The organism is Mesorhizobium sp. B2-4-12, from assembly GCF_006441575.1.
Lineage (GTDB): Bacteria > Pseudomonadota > Alphaproteobacteria > Rhizobiales > Rhizobiaceae > Mesorhizobium.
This window is the reverse complement of record NZ_VFVC01000009.1, coordinates 49,043-64,007: the sequence shown is the minus strand read 5'-3', so window position 1 is coordinate 64,007 and position 14,965 is coordinate 49,043. Positions and strand designations below refer to the sequence as shown.

The following is a 14,965-nucleotide window of genomic DNA, read 5'->3' as shown; positions in this document are numbered from 1 at the left end:
CTGCTCACTGTTGTGCTCCCAGAGCCTCTATTTGACGGGGTTGGCCCGGGCCCAACGGTGTCGATTACGGCGTGGTGAAGCCTCCATCCACGGCATGAACAGTGCCTGTCGCGTAGCGGGAATCATCGGACAGCAAGAAAGCCACGAGCCCGGCTACGTCCTCCGGTGTGCCGTGGCGACCGAGCGGCACGGTCTCGGCGAACGTCTTGTCGGACCCTGCGAACACTTCCTCGGCAAGCTTGAATGTCATGGATCCTGCTATTGGACCCGGAGCGCATGCATTGACCCTGATGCCGCGGTTCCCAACTTCGAGGGCTGCGGTCTTCGTCATGCCGACAATTGCATGTTTAGAGCCGACATAGGCGACGATGCCGGGGCCGCCGACGACGCCAAGCGCGCTCGACATGTTCACCACTGATCCTCCGTCGCGCATTCGCGGAAAAATGTACTTCATCCCGAGAAAGACTCCGCGAACGTTGACAGCCATGACCCGGTCAAAATCCGCTTCGGGAAAGTCGACAATTGGACGAACACGGGTCTGGATGCCGGCATTGTTGACGAACCCGTCGATCGCACCCCACAGCGAGAAGGCCTTTTCGGCGTACGCTTTTACCTGCTCGGTGTTTGTGACGTCGGCGACAAAGGACTCCAACACGCCCGGCGGCGGCGAAATCTTGTCCAGCTTGGTGCGTTCTTCCTCGCGCTCCACCACGGCGAGCACGTTTGCTCCCTCCGATATCAGCCGCTCGGCTATTGCCAGACCAAGGTCGCCGCTGGCGCCTGTAATGACGATGTTCTTTCCCGTGAAGCGCATCTTATCCCCCGTGATCGGCTGTCGATCTCTGTCCGTCATGCGTCCCAGGCTCGCGTCGGGAACGCCGAAATCATGGAAAATCTGCGCAACTCGACGTCGCCGGTGATCAGTGTCGGTGCTGCTGCCAGGAACTCTCGGACATGTTTCGCATGCATGTGGGCGTCCAATCCGCTGGCTGTTTTCCAGTTTTCGTAAACGAACCAAACATCGGGATCCTCGACGGACTGGTGCAGGTTGTAGGTCAGACACTCCGATTCGCTCCGTGTAGGCTCGACAAGGGCCATCAGCGCAATCCCCAGCTCATTCGTCCGCCCTGGGCGAGCGCGGAAGAATGCGAGATTTGTGACCGTGCTCATCTTCTTCGACCCTTCCGAAATCACTGGGCGTCACTTGGTAAGGATCTCGGCCAGGCGCTCACCAATCATTATGCTGGGCGCCTGGGTATTGCCGGTGATGATGTCGGGCATGATCGACGCGTCGGCGATGCGAAGATTGTCGACGCCATAGACCTTCAGCTTTGAATCCACGACAGAAGCATCGTCTTGCCCCATCTTGGCGGTGCTCGTGGGGTGATGCATGGAGGTCGCGCCGTCGCGAATGAGATTGTCCAATTCCTCCCCAGCACGATCACCGGGCAGAAGCTCCCGCTTCACAAATGGCTTCATCGCTTCGGAATTGCCGAGATCGCGGGCCAGTTGCATGCCCCGTCGCAAGGCCGCAAGATCGCGCGGGTCCGACAGGAAGTTCGAGTTTATTTCCGGCGCAGCGCGAGGATCGATCGATTTAAGTTTGAGAAAGCCACGGCTCGCCGGGCGAACCAGGCCAGGTGCAATCGTCCAGGCGCCGTTTACGGCATATTGTGCGGTGACTTCGGAGACATAGGGAACTTCGATCTGGAATATATGAAGATCGGGAGTGGCCAAATCGGCGCTGCTTTTGACGAACAGATTGGCTTCGGCGGCATTGTTACGGACCACCATAGGCTCGTGTGGTTCCCATAGCGCGGAGCCGATAATGGGATGGTCTTGAAGGTTCCGTCCAACGCCGGGCAAATGCGAAACCAGTGGAATCCCGAACCGGTCCAGTTCGGCACGATCGCCGATACCGGAGAGCAACAAGATCTTCGGTGTTTGAATGGCGCCCGCCGAAAGAACCACTTCCCGTGAAGTCGCTACCCGGTGAATTTCACCCTGCCATTCGAATTCGATCCCGGTGACCGCGTTGCCATCGGCCAGCAGGCGGTAGACGAACGCGTTCGTCAAAACCGTAAGGTTCTGTCGGTCCATCACCGGGTAAAGATAGGAAGCAGCAGTATTCAGGCGGCGGCCGTCACGGATGCGGACGTTCGAGATGGCAGCGCCTCCGGAACCTTCCTGCATGACGCCGTTCTGATCTTCAAAGACAGGTATCCCCAAGGATTCAGCCGCCTTCAGGAAGGCCGGCGCGAGGGGGTTGGGGTCCGGTGCCGGTTGGACGAAGACTTCTCCGCCCTGGCCACGGCGTTCCGGGTCGGGTTCACCATGCCAGTCCTCGATGCGCTTGTAGATTTCCAGCACATGCCGATAGCCCCAGTCCGCATCGCCCGCTGCACTGGCCCAGGAGTCGAAATCATGTTTGTGGCCGCGTGCCCACACCATGCCATTGATGCTCGTTCCGCCACCGAGCGCCTTGCCGGAGGCGTGCTTGATCGAGCGGTGGTTGACGCCAGCGCTCGGCGTGGCTTCGTACGCCCAATCAACGTCGGTGCCCTGGTTGAGGTACCAGGATTCGGTCATGAGGATTCCTGGCCTGAGGTCATCGCCGCCTGCCTCAAGCAGGAGCACGTTGTTAAGACTATTCTCGGCCAAGCGGCGAGCCACCGCAGCGCCCGCGGCGCCGGCCCCCACCACGATGTACTCGTAACTCTTCCTCAGTCGAGATCGGAGCGCGGTCTGGTTGGCTCCAATGGCCATAAACTTCTGTGCCGCCTGGTCGGCGTCCGGGCCCGGCAGGCCCAGTTGCGTCGCGCCGTCCAGGAAAACCCGACGATCGATTTGTCCCGTGACCAGTTGGCCTTCCAGCAGAGCAAGCCGGACAGCGTTCGACGCATTGGAAATTTCGTTCATGGCTCCCTCCCCAATTGAATGGCAGGCGGAAAACTGGAGCCAGCGATCGGATTGGGTGCGAAAGCGCCGCTCTGTCATCTCATGAGGGAATATCCGGCTTCACGGAGGTTCGCCGCAATGACAACTATCCCACAAAAACTGCCACCCGCGAGGCAGCCGCCGATCACCGCAGGGATCGCTGAGCGGCCTTTCGATGCCAGAATGGCACCAAGTGTTTGGTCTGCGGGGTCATTACAGCTATTTCCAGGAAGACAGGGCGACCGCTCACGCGGCCGCGCGGGCTGGCGCGCCTTCCGCGGCCCAGTCATTCAGCCTTGTGGCATAGCTGGAGGCAGCGTCGGCCAGTTCCAACGCGGTCAGCTTGTCGGCGCGATAGATCAGGAAGGGGACTTGCGCAAGGCAGCTTGCACCGGTGGGCGTGGCGCAGTGGGTTCAACAGTTCGCCGAGCGGAACCTGGTTTTGCCCACTCAGCGTATAGGCCTCAGGCACGTTGCCAGCCGTCGCCGCGATCAGGATTGGGGTCGAACGAGAAGGCGTCGTTCTCAAAGAGGAATTTCATGTCACTGGCTCCGGTACGGACGAATGCGTAAGCCGGCTCTGAGGTATCGGCCCTACAGTTGAGCGCCAGGAACCTTGGCTACCCCCAGTTGCTGCATGAAAAGCAGGCTGTCGGCATTGGCCCAATATTCAGCCAGAAGACCATGCTCGATGCGCAACGTGTCCGTGCCGGTGAAGGTGATCGTGCGGCCGACCGCATTGGCCGATGCACCGGGGAAACCGCCATGGTAGGTGCCCCGTGCCCGCCAGCGAACAACCAGGAAGTCGCCATCGATGATCGGCCCCTGCTCGATCGTGAAATCGAGGCCGGTGAGGACGGAATTGATGCCGCCGACCCAGGCGTTGAGGGCGGCGCGGCCCTTGATGGTGTCATCGCCGAAGCCGGTCAGCGGCGCGGCGTGGGCGACGAAATCCGGAGCGATGATCTTGTCGGTGTAAGATAGATCTCCGTTCCAGAGCAGACGCCAGGGTTCGGCAAGAGCGGCATGGGATGATGTGTTGGTCATGGGATTCTTTCGAGTTCGAACGGCTTCGTTGGTGATGATGAGGGCGGTCCGCGACGAGTTTTGCGGACCGTGCGAGGCGACAGACGCATCCTCGGCATTCCGGCAACCGACCGACAGCAGAGCGACGGGATTCCCGTCGCTTGCTGCCAAAGTGTCGGCTGTCAATGGCTGCCAAACAGATTACGGTCGCTGCCCTGAACGACGGGCTGCTTGGCCGCGGGCTCCGATTTCTTGATCGAAGCCGTGTACGGGTTGTCGACGGTAGCGGCCGGCTGGTTGGCATCAGCCGAGCCATAATTGTCGCTGCCGGCGAAGGCGGCGCCCATGGCAACGAGCATGGCGGCGGCGGTAATTGCGATCTTGGTCATGTTGGATACTCCTGGTTTTCAAGGTTGGTGGTTTCTGGGAGGGCTGCAGGCCGTCTCCGTGTTTGCTTGCACCTGCTGTATGAAGCCTTTGACTTCGAATAGAAATTGACAGAAAACGGCAATCTGATATTCACAAATGAATGACAGAGATCGACTGGAACCTGATCAAGAGTTTTGTCACCGTGGCGGAAACCGGCAGCCTGTCCGCCGCCGCGCGAAAGCTCGCCGCGAGTCAGCCGACGCTTGGCCGCCACATCGCCGAGTTGGAACAAGCGCTGGGCGTGACGCTGTTCCGGCGCGGCCGAAGCGGCTATGCGCTGACGGAGGCCGGCAGCACGCTTTTCGAACGCGGCCGGGCGGTGAGCGAGCAGGCCAGCGCCTTCTCACGGCTGGCGTTGGGATCCGTCGAGGCCATCGAAGGCAGCGTGCGCATCGCCGCCAGCGAGGTGGTGGCTGCCTATGTCCTGCCGGAGATGACCGCCAGGCTTGCCGTCGAGGAGCCCGGCATCGAGCTCGAAATCGTCGCTTCGAACCAGGTTGAAAATCTCCTGCGCCGGGATGCCGACATCGCCATTCGCATGGTCAAGCCGGCGCAGAACGAGTTGGTGGCGCGCAAGGTCGCGGACATACCGCTGTGCACTTGCGCAGCGATATCCTATCTCGACCGGCGAGGCCGCCCGCGGGAGCTCGGCGATCTCGCCGCCCACGATCTGGTCGGCTTCGACCGCAGCGACGACATGATCCGCGCTTTTGCCCAGTTCGGCATCTCATTGACCCGCAATGCTTTCCGTTTCAGGGCCGACAACCAGATCGTTCTGTGGGAAGCGCTGCGGACTGGAAATGGCATCGGCATCGGTCAGGAGCCGCTGATCCGCCGCGACCCGTTGATGGAAGTGGTGCTGCCGGACCTGCCGCTGCCGGTATTGCCGGTCTGGCTCGCGATGCATCGCGACGTGCGCACCAGCATGCGTATCCGCCGGGTGGCGGATTTCCTGCATGAAGAATTGAAGCTTTATTCGGCCAACGCCGGGTCGGGAGCCAATTGGGCGCGGTGAGCAAGCCCCGCCAGACGGGCCGCGATGGTGGCAGCCGGCTGAACGACACTCATGACAAAGCGCAGGAATGCACGATAGAGTTCCGGGCGCCACTCGACCTTAGGGCGAGGCAAGGTGCCGAAGCCGGGCCAGTCGATGGCGGTCGTCGCGAAGGATGTACCGAGCCGCTCCTGCAGCGACCGCATCTCGGTATGGGTCGAGATTGAGCTGAGCGCCGGCAGCAGGAGCAGGCTCTTGCCCGCTCCAAAACGGGTCAGGCCGATGGCGACCTTGTTGCCATCGGCGCTCCATTCAATTTGATCCTCGATCCAGTCCATGCCTTCAATGCTGTTTGACGTTCACCTTTCGGGGTGAACCATCCGTCTCCTGGCAGGGAAGCCGCCGCTCGATTTGCAGCGCGAGTGCAATGTCAGGCTTTCCAATCATTGCCACGGCCTTGCCGACGCGCAAGCAGCGCATCGGACGCCCCTCCTCGAATATGCTGATGACGGTTTCCAGATCAGGACAGCCCGATTCGCGGCAGCGAACCTCCGTAACGGTGATTGCGACATCTTCCTTCAGATCAAGCCCATTGCGCATCCATTGTTTGATCCTGTCGGCATTCGATGATGACGGCCCCCGTCTGGGAGCAAAGGGATTGACGAATTTCACCAGCTTCTCAGCCTCTCTTGATCGGCAAAGGTTACGCCCGGCACTCCATGAAGCCGCTTTCGATGATGTCCTTCGGCAGATTACGACCGATGAAGACAAGGCGACTGATCCGTTCCTCATCGGCCTTCCATGGCCGCTGGTGATCGCCCTCGAGCAGCATATGGACGGCTTGCACCACGAAGCGGTCGTCGTCTTGCTTGAAAGCGAGAATGCCCTTCATGCGCAACATATCCATGCCGAACCGCTGCGTGATCGTCTGCAGCCATGGCAGGAATTTTTTCGGGTCGAGCGCTTCCCTGGTGACCAGAGCGAAGCTGGTCACATGGTCATCGTGCTCATGCTCGTGGAACTCGACGAGGAAATCCGGCTCCACGTCAAGGATCCGGTCGAGGTCGAATGAATTGCGACCGAGAACCTTGTCGAGATCGACGTCGCAACGCTGCGTGCGGTGGATGGAAACGGTGGGATTGATGCGCCGGATGCGGCTTTCGACCTCCTTCAGTTCCTCGGCCGAGACGAGGTCGGTCTTGTTGAGCAGCACCGTGTCGGCGAATGCCAACTGCTCCTGGGCTTCGTGCGCTTCATCGATCTCGCCGAGCAGATGCTTGGCGTCGACCACGGTCACGATGGAATCGAGCCTGGTCTTGGAGCGAACGTCCTCGTCAACGAAAAAAGTCTGCGCGACCGGCGCCGGGTCGGCGAGTCCGGTCGTTTCCACCAGGATCGCGTCGAAACGGTCGCGACGGCGCATGAGGCTGTCGATGATGCGGATCAGGTCGCCGCGTACCGTGCAGCAGATGCAGCCATTGTTCATCTCGAACACTTCTTCGTCGGCGTCGACGATAAGATCGTTGTCGATGCCAACCTCGCCGAACTCGTTGACGATGACGGCATATTTCTTGCCGTGATTTTCGGACAGGATACGGTTCAGAAGCGTGGTTTTCCCCGCGCCGAGATAGCCGGTCAGCACGGTCACTGGAGTCTGGGTCTGCATGGAGGGAACTCCGTTGAGGGACGGTTTTCATCTTGTTATCGGTTATAGTATAACGTATCAAGCAGAAAGATGTGAGACTTGGGTGGATGCATCCATGCTTCACCGCGCATCACCCGGCGGTGGCCGCCGGTATCGTTGGCAAGCCCTCGAGAGATCGATGATACCGTCGCGCCGATCGAGGCCAAGGAAGCCGAGAAACTAATCATTCGAGAGCCTTACAGAAAGCGATCGAATGGCTTAGAAACCGACCCACTACCCATAAAAGTCCAATTTTGATGGCTCCATCAACGGCAATTGGCGTTTTGGCAATCGTGGCAGGTCCGTGAGTGGCGCAGTTTCCTGAAGAAAAAGCGAGCCTGCCGTCCGGCAGATACGAAATCCGGCTTGGCTACTATTCTTACCGTCTCGTGGCGGCTGCGACCGCTTTGACGGCCGGGTCGACAATGGCGCAAGCGCATATCATTCAGCCAGGGACAGGTGGATTTGGCAGCGGCTTTGAACATCCGCTGGCCGGGCCCGATCATTTCCTGGCGATGTTTGCTGTGGGACTATGGGGCGCCCAGATCGGCGGACGTTCGATCTGGGCGCTGCCGGTTGCGTTCCCGCTGATCATGGTCATGGGCGGGATCGCCGGGATTGCAGGGGTCGCGCTACCCGGTGTCGAGACTGGTATCGCCCTCTCGATCATGGTCTTGGGGCTTGCCATTGCATGCGCTTGGCGGCCGGCGGAATGGGTCGCGTTGCTTATGATTGCCGTGTTTGCAATCTGCCATGGATACGCCCATGGGGCGGAACTGCCCAATGCAGCCGACCCTGCCGATTATGCCATTGGGTTTGTCATCGCCACCGGCTTCATCCACCTGCTGGGCATCGGTGTCGGACTTCTGCTGGGCAAGGCATTCGGCGGGCGGTTGTCCCAGGCCTTGGGCGGATTGATCGCGGCGGGAGGCCTCTATTTCCTTGCCGTCTGAAGCAACTCCCGGGCGCTCGGCCGGGCGATTCCTGTATCGATGGTCGGGCCCGGTTCTGGCTGTCGCCGGGATCGCCATGATCGCCGCGCTCGCAGCGTCCTCCGAAAGGACACAGACATCATGGTGGATCCTCAACAGCGCCCTTTCGCCCGAACGTATCCTGCCCTTGGTCGGACTGGGCGTTGGAACCGCTTTGGTAGGCGTGAGGCTTCGAGTTTTCACACTCGCGACCTTCCTGCTGGGCGAACTGGTCGGGGCGTTGGTTTATGATCGATATCTTGCCCTTATGGCCGACGTGCCGGGCGCGACGACTCACGCTTTCCTCACTGCGCCGTTTTCGATGCTGATAGTTGGCATCGTCCTTATCGTTTCCGGTCGCTTCAGAGGCTGGACAATCGCTGTGGCGGCGGCGCCGATCGGCGCTTTTTTTGCCGTCGTCATAAAGCTCACCGACCCTACCGTGAACGACCCTCGAATCCCGCTGTTTGGGACGATCATTGCCCTCTGGGTCATCGTCGCAATCGGCCTGACCGGGCGGATTTTCCGACCTGCATGGTACACGATCGGCGCACGCATCCTGGGCAGTTGGCTGGTCGCGATCGGACTTCTGCTCGGAGGCGCGGCCATCGCCACCAAGCCTCCAGCAGCCATGTCCCAACCATCGGAGGCTCCATCCAACGGGTCGAGCCCTGGCAAATACCGCTACGAGCCGCCTGCTCCGCAATTCACCCGGCCGCGCGATCCCTTGAAGCAAGACACGCATAGGTCGATACCGTGAACGGCACGGCAGGCCTGAAGAAACGCGTGGTCCTTCTGCCCGTCAATGCGCCGCCCTCCAACGCTGGATGAGGCCGGCAGCCAGATAGGCGGCTGCTCCGAGCGACGTGATCCAGAAGCTCGTCGGCCAATCGGTCAGGAAAGCAAGCCACAGGCTGGTCCAGGCGATGATGACCGCTAGCGCGATCGAAATAAGAATGCCTCGCAGCACGCCGCGCGCCAGGCGCAGCGTTGTTGCCGCCGGGGCGACCATCAGCGCGAAGACGAGCAGCACGCCGACTATCTGGGTCGCCTCGGCAGTCGTCACCGCGACAATGATCATGAACATGGTCGAGACGAAATCGAGGTTCACGCCCTTCGCCTCCGCCAGTTCGGGCTGCAGGCTGGCGAAGAGCAGGGGCCGGGAAATGAAGATCAACGCCGCCAAGATCACCACGGACAGGACAGCAAGGATGATGACTGTCCGGTAACTTATGCCGAGCACGTTTCCAAACAGCACATTCGTCGCCTGTGACGCGAAGGCGGTGTAGAAATGCAGGAACAGCAAACCGAGACCGAGCGAAAGCGTCAGCACGATGCCGATCGCGACGTCACGATGCGCTCTTTCCCCCAGAAGTCCGATGCCGATACCAGCCAGAACGGTGAAGACGGTCAGCCCGAAGAATGGCGACAGGCCGAGCAAGCCGGCGCCTGTCGCGCCGGGAAATCCGACATGGGCCAACGCATGTCCGGCGAAAGTCTGGCCGCGCAGCACGAGGAAATATCCGACCGCCCCGGTCACGATGGCGACGACCGTGCAAGCCGCGAAGGCGTTGCGCATGAATTCGTAGTCAAACATCGTGAACATGCGCAGCCCCTTCCAACTCGATGCCGTCCGCCATGACGAAGATGCGTCCGGCTACCCGCACCACGTTGATGTGCGTGCCATAAAGCTTCGACAGGACCGGACCGTTGATGACCTCATCGACGCTGCCGATCGCGGCACTGGCGTTGCCGAGATAGAGCACGGCATCGACGACGCGCAGCAAGGGATTGATCTCGTGCGAGCAGAAAATCACGGCGATGCCCAGCCGTTCGCCGACTTCATGGACGAGTTCGATGATGGTGCGCTGATGCGCGGCATCGAGGCTGATCAGCGGCTCGTCGAGCAGGAGAAGCTTGGGGTCGCCGATCAAGGACTGGGCGATGAGGATACGTTGCCGCTCGCCCCCCGACAGCTCCGCGAATGGCCTCCTGGCGATATCGGCCGCGCCAACCTCTTCCAGCGCCTTCCATGCCATGTCCTTCTCGAGCGCCGACGCCGCGGGCCAGCGCCAGCGATGGCCGCCCGCCGCGGTGACGACGAGATCGAAGCCGCTGATGCCGGCATGGGTCACGATGCGGCGCGCCTGCGGCATGTAGCCTATAACGGGATTGCCGCGTGTCGGTGGCCGGCCAAGAACGGAAATCGCTCCACTGGCCGGGCGGATAAGTCCGAGGATGGCGCGCAGCATGGTCGTCTTGCCGGCGCCGTTGGCACCGAGCAGCCCTACGAACGCGCCTTGCGGAATGGAAAAGGAGACGTCGGAAAGCACCCGACGTCCCCCATAGGTCAATGTAACCCTGTCGAAGGCGATGACGTTCATTGCGTGCGCGCGGCAAGGGCTTTCTGCACGTCGCCGATCTGGCCACCGAACCACGACTGGATCGTCTGGCCGGCGGGCTCCGTTTCGGTGACGCCTATGACGGTGACCTTGTTCTGCTTGGCAATGTCGAGAAGGCGCGTCGTCGCCTCGTCCGTCACCTGCGAATTGTAGAACAGGATCTTGGCCGATCCGTCCTTCAGGCTGTTCTCGAACGCAGCCACCTGTGTCGCGCTCGGCTCCGTGTCGTTCATGACCGCCACCTGGAAGTCGTAATTCAACATCTTGAGGCCGAGGGCTTCAGCCATGTAGCCGAATACCGGCTCCGTAGCGGTTACCGCGGTCCCGCCATAGGCCGCCTTGACGTCATTTATCTGCTTGTTGATTGCATCCAGCGACGACTGAAACTTCGCCAGGTTGGCCTGATAATCCGCCGCGTTGGCAGGATCGAGTTTCGAAAGATCGGCGGCGAGTTCCTTGGCGATCGCCGGCAGCGTCACCGGATTGTACCACAGATGCGGGTTGTCGCCCGACTTCTTGCCGATCAGATCCGCGGCCACGATTGTCGTGCGCTGCGTGCTGGTCGAGGCCGAAAGAAGCTTGTCCATCCAAGGGTCATAGTCCGCACCGTTGTAGATGATGATCTTGGCGTCGGCGACAGTACGCGCCGTCGAGGGGCTGGTCTCGAACAGATGCGGGTCGTCGTTGGGGTTGGCAAGGATGCTGGTCACGGAAACGTGGCTGCCACCGATCTGGCGGGCGAGATCGCCAAAGAAATTCTCGGCCGCGACGATGTTCACCTTGTCTTCGGCGCGAGCGCCAGCGCCTGCCAGCAGCGTCGCCGCGAACAGCAGCGCCGCCGCGAATGGAAAGGAACGCATGTCTTTCTCCTCTTGCAGTTCGAGAGGCCGGACCGGCCTGCCCCGCTTCACCCGTAGGTAACGGTATAACATTGTGTTAACATTATGGCCGATCTGCCTGACTGCGACCATGCCGCACAGATGTCATCCGAAAACCATCCGGTTCGATAGGCCGTCTCCTGGTCGGGGCACATCCGCCTCACTCATCGGTGCTCGCCATAGAACCCTTGCGTCCTCGAATCGCTGACTGCCGGAAGCTGATCGCCGGCCGAACTGCGCATCTATCATGACGGTCTACCCGGTCACGATTCGCCTGGTCGACGAATATTCTTCTGTTTCATGACAGCCGCGAAATGCAGCGTTTTGGCTACTGGCGTAGCGTGCGGAGGGGTCCCTCTCTGCCGATGACAAACGTCGCTGGAGGCGGTCTCCACCAACTGGTGAGATATAGCCTGACACGGAAATTTGGCAACGACGTCGGGTAATGCGCTTTTGTCGGCGTGCGAATGCTCGAATGGCCGGTTCCAATCGAAGTCTATTCGAAAGAGTAGATGAATCCTTCCGCCGAGGCGCCCACGGTGACCTTTGTCATCTTCGCCCCTTCGAGTGAACGGTTGAGCACGCCGCGGCTCAACTCCGGCAGCAGCGTGTTGGTCAGGATGGCGTCGATCATGCGTCCGCCAGACTCTATCTCGGTGCAGCGTGCCTTGACCAGATCCATGACGCCGTCGCCGATCACCAGCTCGGCATCGTTGCTTGCCTTGAGCCGCCGCGCGATCTTGCTGAACTGGTGTCTGGTGATCGCCTCGATCATCGCATCGGAAAGCGGATAATAAGGGATTGTCACGACCCGGCCAAGGAAAGCGGCAGGAAACACTTTCAGCAGCGGGCCGCGCAAGGCGCTGTCCAGATCGTCGATGCCGGCGCGCAAGGTGCCATTCTTCGTGCGGTCCATGATGACCTCGGAGCCCACATTCGAGGTGAGCAGGATCAGCGTGTTCTTGAAGTCGATCCGACGACCCTCGCTGTCGTCCATCATACCCTTGTCGAAGACCTGAAAGAAGATCTCGTGCACGTCCGGATGCGCCTTCTCGACCTCATCGAGCAGGATCACCGAATAGGGCTTGCGCCGCACGGCCTCGGTCAGGATGCCGCCCTTGCCATAGCCGACATAACCGGGTGGCGCGCCCTTCAGCGTCGAGACAGTGTGCGCCTCCTGGAATTCGGACATGTTGATCGAAATAAGGTTCTGCTCGCCGCCATAAAGCGTTTCGGCCAGCGCCAGGGCTGTCTCGGTCTTGCCGACGCCGGACGGGCCGCAAAGCAGGAACACGCCGACCGGCTTTTCCGGCGCGCCGAGGCCGGCGCGGCTGGTCTGGACGCGTCTCGCGATCATCTCCATAGCATGGTCCTGACCGACCACGCGCTCGGACAAGGTGGCGGCGAGATTGAGTGCCTTCTCGGTCTGGCTGGACAGCATCCGTCCCGTCGGGATGCCGGTCCAGTCCTGGACAACGGCCGCCACGGCATTGCGGTCGACCGACGGCAGGATCAACGGGGTCTCGCCCTGCGCCTCGGCAATTTCCGCCATCAGTTCGCGCAGTCGTGCCAGATCAGTAGCGGTATCCGAAACAGGAGCAGGCTCGTGGGCCACAACGGCCTCCGTCTTTGCCGCCTTTGTTTTCGTGAATCCGGTCTTCGAGCTGCTGGGCTCCGCCGCCTCGGACTCCGGCGTTTTGGCCCCAGGTGCCTTCTTTTCATGCGCTTCGGCCGCTGGCGCTTCGACAGCTTGGCCCGGAACAGCTTCGCCGTCCTCCACCACGTCAAGCGGCATGCCCTCGCCACGGAGTTTGGCGCGAAGGTCGAGAATCTCGGTCACAAGTGCCTTTTCCCGATCCCAGCGTGCTTGCGCTGCCGCAAGGGTGGTCTCGGTTTCCGCCAGCCCGGCTTCCACGCGGGCCTGTCTGTCGGCCACTTCGATGCCGATCGCTGCCTCGCGGCCAATGATGCCCTTCTCCACCTCGAGCGCCTGGCGGCGGCGCAGGATGTCCTCGACCTCGGCCGGCGTCGCATGCTGCGAGACGGCAACGCGGGCGCAGGCGGTGTCGAGGAGGCTGACCGCCTTGTCCGGCAGCTGCCTGGCCGGGATGTAGCGGTGTGAAAGGGAAACCGAAGCCTCGATCGCCTCGTCAAGGATCTGCACCTGGTGGTGCTGCTCAAGCACGCCGGCGACACCGCGCAACATCAGCACGGCCACCGCTTCGGAAGGCTCGTCGACCTTGACCGTCTGGAACCGACGGGTCAGCGCCGGATCCTTCTCGATATGCTGCTTGTATTCGGCCCACGTCGTGGCGGCGATCGTGCGCAGCTCGCCGCGCGCCAGCGCGGGCTTCAGGAGATTGGCCGCGTCGCCGGTTCCCGCCGCGCCGCCCGCGCCGATCAGTGTGTGGGCCTCGTCGATGAAAAGGATGATCGGCGTCTCTGAGGCCTGCACCTCGTCAATGACGGCCTTCAGCCGCTTTTCGAACTCGCCCTTGACGCTGGCACCCGCCTGCATCAGCCCGACATCGAGCATGCGCACGCTGACATTCTGAAGCGGCGGCGGCACGTCGCCCTCGGCGATGCGCAAGGCGAAGCCCTCGACGATCGCCGTTTTGCCGACACCCGCCTCTCCGGTCAGGATCGGATTGTTTTGCCGGCGCCGCATCAGGGTATCGACGATCTGACGGATTTCAGGATCGCGACCGACGACCGGATCGATCTTGCCGTCACGGGCGCGCTGAGTGAGGTCGGTCGCGTATTTGGCGAGCGCCGAATCCCCGCCCGGGCCGCGTTTCAATGGTGTTTCGGCAGCGGCGGCGGGAGGTGAGCCAGCTTCGAGCGAGCCTTCAGTGACATCGGCTAAGCGGGCAATGACTCCGTCGGCGTCGATCTTGTCGAATTCAGCGCTGATCTTCGAAACCAGCCCTTCCAACACCGGTGTCTTCAGGCAGGCGAGAAGAATATGCGCGCTGCGTACCTCCTCGACACCGAATTCCAGCGTGGCTAGGTTCCAGCCTTCCTGTATCGCGTGAAAAATATGGTCGGAGAATTCCTCCACCGAGGTCGCGCCGTAGGGCAGCTTGTCGATGGCGCGGGTCATGTCCGCCGTCAGCCGGCTGACATCCAGCCCGGCATCGGCGACGATCATCTGCACATCCGAGCGCTCGGACAACACCAATTGCTGGACGAAATGGGCGAGCTCGACATAAGGATTGCCGCGCAGCTTGGCCGTGTCCGCCGCGGCCTTGAACGCGCGCACCCCCGTGGGATTGAGCTTCGCAACGAGTTCCTTGCGCTTGAAACTTTGCGACGACCGGCGCTGTTCCATCTGGACCTGCCCCCGAAATCTGCTGGCCATACCCTGCCATAGAAGCGGCTGCTTGACAAAGCCGTATGACGAGCGAGTTCTTCGAAGCTTATCCGGGCGGCACCGCGCGGTTACACAAACCTTGCACACTTCTGCAACGATTGCGGTGCGAACCATGCGAGCCATTTACATGCCTGGTCCGCCAGTCGCCCAAGGGGTTCGCCGAAAGATAAGTGAGGCATTCAGCTTCTGTTAGTTTTCGAGCATGTGTTCAATTGTCGTGGCGTGGGACCGATGATAACGTTGCGTCACATCGGAGTCACGGGGCCGCCTG

Annotated in this window: 15 protein-coding genes; 3 read left to right on the top strand and 12 right to left on the bottom strand. The window is 61.2% G+C overall.

The features are described from left to right. Positions 1–64: 64 nt before the first annotated feature. The 5 genes from FJ934_RS08045 to FJ934_RS08025 form a co-directional block, all read right to left on the bottom strand. A complete protein-coding gene (locus FJ934_RS08045; protein ID WP_181165555.1) occupies positions 65–814 on the bottom strand; it encodes a glucose 1-dehydrogenase in 750 nt (249 codons plus the stop codon). Positions 815–849: 35 nt separating this feature from the next. Next, entirely contained in the window at positions 850–1,170 is a 321-nt protein-coding gene (locus FJ934_RS08040; protein ID WP_140608504.1) for a putative quinol monooxygenase, read from the bottom strand. Positions 1,171–1,200: 30 nt separating this feature from the next. Further along, entirely contained in the window at positions 1,201–2,919 is a 1,719-nt protein-coding gene (locus FJ934_RS08035; protein WP_226890555.1) for a GMC family oxidoreductase N-terminal domain-containing protein, read from the bottom strand. 612 nt (positions 2,920–3,531) lie between these two features. Next, positions 3,532–3,984: a nuclear transport factor 2 family protein gene (locus tag FJ934_RS08030; RefSeq protein ID WP_140608502.1), complete on the bottom strand. Its 453-nt coding sequence runs from the start codon at positions 3,982–3,984 to the stop codon at positions 3,532–3,534. A gap of 161 nt (positions 3,985–4,145) precedes the next feature. Next, complete coding sequence (locus FJ934_RS08025) at positions 4,146–4,352, bottom strand: DUF680 domain-containing protein (RefSeq protein ID WP_140608500.1); 207 nt, start codon at positions 4,350–4,352, stop codon at positions 4,146–4,148. Between the two features lie 140 nt (positions 4,353–4,492). Between FJ934_RS08025 and FJ934_RS08020 the strand changes: the two genes are divergently transcribed. Further along, a complete protein-coding gene (locus FJ934_RS08020; RefSeq protein ID WP_140608498.1) occupies positions 4,493–5,407 on the top strand; it encodes a LysR family transcriptional regulator in 915 nt (304 codons plus the stop codon). Here FJ934_RS08020 and FJ934_RS08015 read toward each other — a convergent pair. From FJ934_RS08015 to FJ934_RS08005, 3 genes are read right to left on the bottom strand one after another with little or no spacing between them, the layout of a single operon-like run. After that, entirely contained in the window at positions 5,365–5,724 is a 360-nt protein-coding gene (locus FJ934_RS08015) for a hypothetical protein (protein WP_140608496.1), read from the bottom strand. The genes FJ934_RS08020 and FJ934_RS08015 overlap by 43 nt on opposite strands. Positions 5,725–5,728: 4 nt before the next feature. Further along, the gene (locus tag FJ934_RS08010) at positions 5,729–6,058 is read right to left on the bottom strand and encodes a nitrate reductase (protein ID WP_140608494.1); all 330 of its coding nucleotides are present in this window, start codon (positions 6,056–6,058) and stop codon (positions 5,729–5,731) included. 31 nt (positions 6,059–6,089) lie between these two features. After that, the gene (locus FJ934_RS08005; protein WP_140608493.1) at positions 6,090–7,052 is read right to left on the bottom strand and encodes a GTP-binding protein; all 963 of its coding nucleotides are present in this window, start codon (positions 7,050–7,052) and stop codon (positions 6,090–6,092) included. Positions 7,053–7,378: 326 nt separating this feature from the next. Between FJ934_RS08005 and FJ934_RS08000 the strand changes: the two genes are divergently transcribed. Further along, complete coding sequence (locus FJ934_RS08000; protein ID WP_348642481.1) at positions 7,379–8,023, top strand: HupE/UreJ family protein; 645 nt, start codon at positions 7,379–7,381, stop codon at positions 8,021–8,023. Positions 8,024–8,099: 76 nt separating this feature from the next. After that, the gene (locus FJ934_RS07995; protein WP_140608491.1) at positions 8,100–8,801 is read left to right on the top strand and encodes a hypothetical protein; all 702 of its coding nucleotides are present in this window, start codon (positions 8,100–8,102) and stop codon (positions 8,799–8,801) included. A 42-nt stretch (positions 8,802–8,843) separates the two neighbouring features. Here FJ934_RS07995 and FJ934_RS07990 read toward each other — a convergent pair whose 3' ends face one another. From FJ934_RS07990 to tssH, 4 genes are all read right to left on the bottom strand, one after another. Beyond that, positions 8,844–9,647 (bottom strand): metal ABC transporter permease, encoded by an 804-nt coding sequence (locus FJ934_RS07990; RefSeq protein ID WP_210241951.1) that lies wholly within the window; start codon positions 9,645–9,647, stop codon positions 8,844–8,846. Further along, positions 9,631–10,425, bottom strand: a complete 795-nt coding sequence (locus tag FJ934_RS07985; protein WP_140608489.1) for an ABC transporter ATP-binding protein — start codon at positions 10,423–10,425, stop codon at positions 9,631–9,633. Before FJ934_RS07985 ends, FJ934_RS07990 begins: the two co-directional genes overlap by 17 nt. Next, the gene (locus FJ934_RS07980; protein WP_210241950.1) at positions 10,422–11,303 is read right to left on the bottom strand and encodes a zinc ABC transporter substrate-binding protein; all 882 of its coding nucleotides are present in this window, start codon (positions 11,301–11,303) and stop codon (positions 10,422–10,424) included. Before FJ934_RS07980 ends, FJ934_RS07985 begins: the two co-directional genes overlap by 4 nt. 514 nt (positions 11,304–11,817) lie before the next feature. After that, positions 11,818–14,652 (bottom strand): type VI secretion system ATPase TssH, encoded by a 2,835-nt coding sequence (tssH, locus tag FJ934_RS07975; RefSeq protein ID WP_140608485.1) that lies wholly within the window; start codon positions 14,650–14,652, stop codon positions 11,818–11,820. Positions 14,653–14,965 lie beyond the last annotated feature (313 nt).